The organism is Coprobacter fastidiosus, from assembly GCF_982245605.1.
On the sequence record NZ_CEVCIF010000069.1, the window covers coordinates 1 to 7,726 of the forward strand.

Consider the following 7,726-nt stretch of genomic DNA (forward strand, 5'->3'; position numbering starts at 1 on the left):
CCATCATCTTCATATGCCATCTTATTTTTTAGGGACATTTACTGAATATCCCTTTTTAAAAGATGTGTGTATTTATATTGTGTTGATTTATAGGTATATTATTGTTGTTTTAAGCAAAAGTGTAAGTATAAATATTTTATTTGTTTTAAAATAATGTCTGAAATGTTTTTTTAATTCGGATTTTATAGTTACTTTTATTAACGGAAAGACATAAAAGTGTAAAACTTCAGAGTGTGGTTCTGGGGTGAAGGTATTGAAACCTCCATTCCAAAAGCACTCAAAGAGTTGATGCTTTTATGTCTTTCTATTTATTCCAGAACCGGGAATGGAGGTTTCTTTTTTGTTCAATGTTAATCTTAAAGCAAATGGAAAACTCCGATCTTGAAAACGAGTTGGTAAAATACCAGCCGGATATGATTAGATATGCCGTGTATCTTACTAATGATTACGAGTATGCATTAGATATCGTGCAAGACGTAAATTATCAGATACTTAAAAATAGAGACAAATTCGAGTCTCGGCAATATTCTCTAAAAATATCTTTTATATTTATAAGAAACCGTTTTATCTCTTTGACGAGAAAGAGCAAAGTTTTATATAAAGAACAAGAAACTCTGTGTAATGTTCAGGTTGAAAACAATACTATTCTCTATGATTATAACTATATTTTAAATTTAATAGACAAAATGGACATTCCTACTCGTGCATTAATAGGGCTGTTGATTCAAGGGAAAAGCTATAAAGAGATAGGGAATATTCTAAATATGAAGGAGGGCACGGTTAAAAGCAGAATCCATAATGTCAGAAAAAAGATTAAAAACTTGTTGCCGGAATATTTTTAATTATAAATTCAAATAATATTTTTCCATCATAATCTTCTCCAATTTTGTAAATCTATAAAATAAAAAATACGGAACTCGTCCTGAATCCCGTATTGCCTTACATAAAATATTTTATGATGCCTTATTTTTAAAAATATTTACTGAATATCTCTTGGTATATCTTTAGATATGAAACTTAACGTACAAATAACATTTCCCTATATTTAGGCAAAGGCCACATCTGATTATCAACCATCAATTCAAGCTTATCGATATGATACCGTATCTCATCTAACATCGGAGCAACAGTGTCATGGTATGCAATAGCTTTTGCCCTTTCCCCTTCGATTTTATTTGCCAACTTACGAGCATTCACCATAGTAGCTACCATTTCTTGTATAGAAAGTGTATGGCGGGCTATTTTACGAATTATTTCCATATCTTTAGAAGACATCGCAGCAGCTTCTTCAGGCGGAAATACTTCTTTAATTTTACAAACCGTATCTAATAATAAAGCTTGATATCTCGTTGCAACAGGCAAAATATGATTCAAAGCCAAGTCTCCCATTACCCGAGCTTCGATCTGTATTTTTTTAGTGTACATTTCCCATTTTACTTCATTGCGAGCAGCCAGCTCTACGGCATTCATCACCCCTACTGCCGAAAACATCTCGACAGAAGCAGGTTTTATATAAGCATCAAAAATAACAGGAGTACTGGTCTCACAATCCAATCCACGAGCAGCAGCTTCCGCCTTCCATTCATCGCTATATCCGTTACCGTCAAAACGAATAGGCTTACTTTCCTTTATATATTTTTTCAATACTCGAATAATCGCCTTCTCTTTACTTTCCCCTGCCTGAATTTTCTTATCAACCTCTTCTTTAAAGAGACGAAGTTGATGGGCAACTGCAGAATTAAGAACGATCATAGCCGCCGCACAATTGGCAGACGAACCGACTGCTCTGAATTCAAAACGATTTCCGGTAAAAGCAAATGGGGATGTTCTGTTTCTATCCGTATTATCCATAAGCAATTCGGGAATCTGAGATATATTGAGTTTCACCCCTGTTTTATCACACAACTCTATTACCGCATCATCCGAACTGTTTTCTAAAGCATCAAGAACATCTGACATCTGCGATCCCAGAAAAATAGAAATTATTGCAGGGGGGGCTTCGTTCGCCCCTAAACGATGCGCATTAGTAGCTGAAGATATACTGGCTTTCAGCAAAGCATTATGTTTATAAACAGCCATGATCACATTTACAAGAAATGTAACGAACTGCAGGTTTCCTTCGGGTGTTTTTGCAGGAGCCAACAACGGTATTCCGGTATCCGTTCCTAAAGACCAGTTATTATGCTTACCCGACCCGTTTACGCCTTTAAATGGCTTTTCGTGCAGTAACACACGGAATCCGTGACGACGAGCAACACGGCGCATAAGTTCCATAATGACCTGATTATGGTCGTTCGCCAAATTACATTCTTCATATATGGGGGCTAACTCGAATTGATTAGGAGCGACCTCATTATGACGAGTTTTCACCGGAATGCCTAATTTCAAACTTTCAATTTCCAATTCTTGCATAAAAGCCGATACACGAGTAGGAATAGCACCAAAATAATGATCTTCAAGCTGCTGATTCTTAGAGCTTTCATGTCCCATAAGCGTTCGTCCTGTCAGCAACAAATCCGGACGGGCAGCATATAATCCCTCATCAACCAAAAAATATTCTTGTTCCCAACCCAAATAAGAATAAACTTTTTTTACTCGCGAATCAAAATAATGACATACCTCCAACGCTGCAGAAGTAACGGCATCAATCGATTTCAACAAAGGAGCTTTGTAATCGAGAGACTCTCCTGTATAAGAAATAAAAATAGTAGGAATACATAACGTATCTCCCACTATGAATGCAGGAGAAGAAGGATCCCATGCACTATATCCGCGGGCCTCGAACGTATTTCGTATTCCACCGTTCGGAAAACTCGAAGCATCTCCTTCTTGCTGAATCAACAGCTTTCCCGAAAACTCCTCGACCATTCCGCCCTTACCGTCGTGTTCTACAAAAGCATCATGTTTTTCTGCCGTACCGTCGGTCAAAGGATGAAACCAATGAGTATAATGCGTCACGCCCATTTCTATTGCCCATTTTTTCATTCCCGCAGCAACAGGATCGGCAATCTCCCGGTTTAAAGGTTTTCCATTATCGATCGCATCGACCAATGCATCGTATGTTTTCCGAGGCAAATATCGAAACATCTTTTCACGATTAAATACATACTTGGCAAAATACTCGGACGGACGTTCTTCCGGGCGTTCCACAGGAACTGCTTTCTTTTTAAAAGCTTCCTCTACAACTCTGAAACGTAAGGATGACATAGAATTTTCTTTTTATTTTTTAGAATAGCTATACAAAGGTAGAAAAAAAACAGAAAGCCCGCTATTATATAAATATATTATACAATAACGGGACTGTTTTATTTTACTGAATGAGTTCGATTATCACAATAAATAAATATGGTGCTTAGCACATTCGGTAATTTGATCTTCAGGCCAAATACTCGCTTGCACCTCCCCGATATGCGCTTTTTGCAACAAAAACATACAAAGACGCGATTGCCCGATTCCTCCACCGATGGAAAGCGGTAGTTCCCCTGATAATAAAGCTTTATGAAAATCTAACATCTCTCGTTCGGGACAACCGCAAATTTCCAACTGTCGGCGCAAGGCTATACGATCGACACGAATACCCATAGAGGAAAGTTCGAATGGACATTCTAAAATAGAGTTCCATAAAATAATATCTCCATTCAATCCGTTATATCCATCCGAATTCATGGAAATCCAATCATCATAGTCCGGAGCACGCCCGTCGTGAGGTTCTCCGTTAGAGAGTTTCCCACCTATCCCGATAATAAATATCGCTCCATATTTCCGTGCGGCTTTCGCTTCTCTATCTTTCGGCGACAAAGTCGGATACATCTGCAAAAGCTCTTCGGCATGAATAAAAGTAATCTTGTCCGGCAATATAGGAGTAATATGGGGAAAGTCGGCATATACCTGACTTTCCAGCTCCTTTACAATATTATAGATTTTACGAACGACATCCTTCAGATAATCTAAATTCCGATCTTGCTCGGTAATCGTCTGTTCCCAATCCCACTGATCTACATACAAAGAATGCAAATTGTCCAAATCTTCATCCGAACGGATCGCATTCATATCCGTATAAAGTCCATATCCCGGAGCAATTCCGTAAGCCCCCAACTTTAATCGTTTCCATTTGGCAAGGGAATGTACGACCTCCGCCTTTCTGTCTCCCATACATTTAATTGGAAATGTAACAGCCCTTTCATGCCCATTAAGATCGTCATTGATACCTGTTCCGGCTAATACAAACAAAGGTGCTGTTACCCGACGAAGGTTTAATGATTTAGACAATTTTTCCTGAAAACTGACCTTCAATGTTTTTATCGCCTGTTCGGTGGTTTCGGGAAGCAATTTCAATTTATACTGTTTCGGAATAATCAATGCCATTTTTACCTTGTATTTTTCAATATTATATCAATGATATACAATTTGTTAACCATATCGATCAACTAAAAATATATTTTTCATTCTATTTTTTGCAAAGCCACATAGGTATTTTGCAGGGACAAATATAACACTTTTGCATAGAATAACCCAAAAATATAATCTTTTTGCTACTATATTTTTTAAATCAATAACATTTAGATCCACTTATCCATATCGATAAGCAATAAAATTTCTAAAATATTCGATCAGATAGTTCTTTTTGAGTATGTTTGCACCAAGAACAAAATATGATCAACAATTTTATCGCAATAGATTTTGAAACTGCCAACAAATACAGAAGCAGTGCTTGTTCTATGGGATTAGTAATCGTTAATAACGGACTAATAACAAGAGAATGGGAAACTCTTATAAAACCTCAGCCTTTTTTCTTTTCACACTGGAGTACGGCCATACATGGAATTACCCCCGATAAGGTAATGGATGCTCCGATGTTTGAAGAAGTCTGGAGTCGGATTGATTCGTGGTTTGTCAAATGCGACGCGATTGTCGCACATAATGCACCTTTTGACATGAGCGTTCTGCATGCTTGTCTCGAAAAGGCCCAAATCGCCAGTCATCTTCCGGAAAGTATCTGTACTTATCGATTAGCCCGCAAAAAACTGCCATTTCTCAGAAATCATAAACTCAACACTGTCCGTGAATATTTTCAAATTCCTCTTAACCACCATGATGCATTGAGTGACGCCCGAGCAGCTGCAAAGTTGATGCTTCGTCTCTCCGAAATTTAAACAGGCTTTAAATTTCCAACAACACATTAATCAAAATTACGAAAATCAGGATAAAGTAAATATCGCTTTCTCATCTGCCGGTATTCTTTCAATTCATCAGCCCAGCGCCCTTTTATTTGACTCTCATTTTTTCCGGCAATTATGTCCATTCTGACCTGCGTATTTCCCATCAACATATCAAAAAAACGAGGTCTGGTAAAAAAGGATTTTCCTTGATCTGCAATCCGGTAAAAATCAAGGATATATTTCAATGACAATCCTCCACTCACTTCAATCTCCCGTAAATCGATTCCGAAACAAGTCTTATCTTTCTGTAATGGATTCTTATCAAAGCCGGGAAGCGCACGAGGTGTGAAACTAAATGTTCCGAATTTCTTATCCGGATAGCCCAATACTTGAAAAGGGTAACGAGTACCCCGCCCTACACTAATATCTGTCGCCTCAAAAAAACATAATGACGGATATAATGTGATAGATCGACTATTCGGCAAGTTAGGAGACGGTTTCACAGGAAGAATATAAGAATCTCCATGTTGCCAACCTTTTACAGGGATTACCGTGAGTTTTAAGGAATGAGTATCCCCCCAATTTTCACCCCGAATCATTCCGGCCAATTCCCCGATTGTCAAACCGTGTAGAACCGGAAGCGGCAACATTCCAACAAATGAACGCAAAGAGTCTTGCATGATCGGTCCGTCAATATAATCGTTCGGATTAGGACGATCCAACACGACCATCTCCACTCCTGTTTCAGCACAAGACTGCATTACATAATACATAGTACTTATATAAGTGTAAAAACGAGCACCGACATCTTGAATATCGAATACTATAACATCTATTCCAGACAGCTGTTCCCTTGCCGGCTTTTTATTTTTCCCATAAAGGGATATAATGGGCAAACCCGACTGCTTGTCACGACCGTTCATGACAACTTCTCCGGCATCTGCATTTCCGCGAAAGCCGTGTTCCGGTGCAAAAACAGAGACGACATGAACTCCCCGACTCAATAATGTATCCAAAAGGTGTGTTTGCTTATCCCCCACCAAAGAAGTATGATTAACGACTAATCCGACCCGTTTGGATTTTAACAAAGAAACAATTTTATCAATCTGATCCGCCCCGTTCAATAAAGGAACAGCCTGAATTATACCTAAAGATAAAACCCAAAATATCAATAGTAACGTATGATGTCTCATTTTTTGTTTTTATTCGTAAAGATACAGAAATGCGTTTTCTAATATACATTTTCTAAACAGAATTACCACCATTTATCCTAAAAATCTTATTTTTGTAACTAAAGTTAATCATTTATAGCTATCCTATCATGAAACATGTACTCTTTTTGATTATAGTGCTTTCTTGTAATTGTATCTTACTATCCGGACAAAACAACGTTCCGAAAAATCCGTTCGTACCACAAACACAGCCGGCACGAATCATTACAAACAAAAAGGATACAGTACAAAATACTTTATGCGGGAAATCCGGAAGTCTAAGAAAAACAGATTTTGCCCATGCCATAGACATGTTAGGTTTTGAAAAAAGGCTGAATGACCGTACCGAAACATTCATGCTACAAAACAATACCGAAAATCTGGTTACCCGAGTAAAACTAAAAATCACATATAGAGCTCCCAACGGAAAAATGATCGATTACCGGGAAGTAATGGTCGATGGAGAATTACTGCCCCATACAACTCGGCAATTTGAAATAGAAAGTTTCGACAAGGGCAAACGATATTATTTTCATAAAAGTACCGGAGGAAACAAAAAATTAGAGGGCTACCCTTTCCATATACAATTCTCTCTACTGCGATACGATATTGCCATTACCCAATAAAATTTGAGCTTATATCGTTTTTTTTAACTGCCAATACCGCCGCAAATTCTTTTTGTGGCATGTTCTTTGCACTAGTACTAATAGTATTTTGAATTGATATTTAAACAGTTCAAAGTTTTTTTACTTAATAGTTATATGTTTAATTTAATTTTTAGGAGGTACAATTATGACACCTGCAAAACATTCTCAAAACTGGTTACCCGGTATCTTTAATGATTTTTTCGGAAACGAATGGATCGCAAAATCCAACAGTTCAGCACCTGCTGTAAACATTATCGAAAACGATAAAGAATACGAAGTAGAAATAGCTGCTCCGGGTCTGACTAAAGATGACTTCAGCGTTCGCATAGACGATAATGATCATCTTATAATCACGGTGGAAAATAAAAAAGAAAATGAAGAAAAAGATAAAAAAGGCAAATTCCTAAGAAGGGAATTCTCCTATTCACAATTTCGTCAAACTTTGGTTTTACCGGAAAATATCAATAAGGATGGGATTGAAGCTAAGCAGGAAAATGGCATATTAAGCGTCACAATTCCCAAAAAGGCTCTTCCCGAATCTAAAGAACCGAAACAAATTCCGGTAAAATAAAGCAACAAAATTTATCGGATAAAACAATAAAAAACAAACCGTTCTTCGGAAATGAAAAATTCCGGCAAACGGTTTGTTTTTTTAGGGACATTCAGTAAATAGTATAAAATTAGCCAACTAATTCATACACAAAGAGTT

7 protein-coding genes are annotated in these 7,726 nt (G+C 37.4%); 4 read left to right on the plus strand and 3 right to left on the minus strand.

The features are described 5' to 3' along the window. Positions 1–365: 365 nt before the first annotated feature. Positions 366–842, plus strand: coding sequence for an RNA polymerase sigma factor (locus tag AC0UMU_RS12995; RefSeq protein ID WP_278714275.1), 477 nt, complete (start codon positions 366–368; stop codon positions 840–842). 175 nt (positions 843–1,017) lie between these two features. Here the strand turns inward: AC0UMU_RS12995 and AC0UMU_RS13000 are convergent, their stop codons facing one another. Together AC0UMU_RS13000 and asnA are read right to left on the minus strand one after the other, a co-directional pair. Further along, entirely contained in the window at positions 1,018–3,207 is a 2,190-nt protein-coding gene (locus tag AC0UMU_RS13000; RefSeq protein WP_022389538.1) for a glutamine synthetase III family protein, read from the minus strand. Positions 3,208–3,330: 123 nt separating this feature from the next. Continuing rightward, positions 3,331–4,365, minus strand: coding sequence for an aspartate--ammonia ligase (asnA, locus tag AC0UMU_RS13005; protein WP_288641970.1), 1,035 nt, complete (start codon positions 4,363–4,365; stop codon positions 3,331–3,333). A gap of 287 nt (positions 4,366–4,652) precedes the next feature. Here asnA and AC0UMU_RS13010 point away from each other — a divergent pair, with 287 nt between their 5' ends. Next, a complete protein-coding gene (locus AC0UMU_RS13010) occupies positions 4,653–5,153 on the plus strand; it encodes a 3'-5' exonuclease (RefSeq protein WP_288641967.1) in 501 nt (166 codons plus the stop codon). 26 nt (positions 5,154–5,179) lie between these two features. Here AC0UMU_RS13010 and AC0UMU_RS13015 read toward each other — a convergent pair whose 3' ends face one another. Continuing rightward, positions 5,180–6,352 carry an exo-beta-N-acetylmuramidase NamZ family protein gene (locus AC0UMU_RS13015; RefSeq protein WP_278714269.1) on the minus strand — a complete coding sequence of 391 codons (1,173 nt, stop codon included), beginning with the start codon at positions 6,350–6,352 and terminating at the stop codon, positions 5,180–5,182. A gap of 128 nt (positions 6,353–6,480) precedes the next feature. Here AC0UMU_RS13015 and AC0UMU_RS13020 point away from each other — a divergent pair, with 128 nt between their 5' ends. Next, a complete protein-coding gene (locus AC0UMU_RS13020) occupies positions 6,481–6,996 on the plus strand; it encodes a hypothetical protein (protein ID WP_022389534.1) in 516 nt (171 codons plus the stop codon). A gap of 166 nt (positions 6,997–7,162) precedes the next feature. Then, positions 7,163–7,588, plus strand: a complete 426-nt coding sequence (locus AC0UMU_RS13025; protein ID WP_009317620.1) for an Hsp20/alpha crystallin family protein — start codon at positions 7,163–7,165, stop codon at positions 7,586–7,588. The last annotated feature ends 138 nt before the right edge of the window (positions 7,589–7,726 follow it).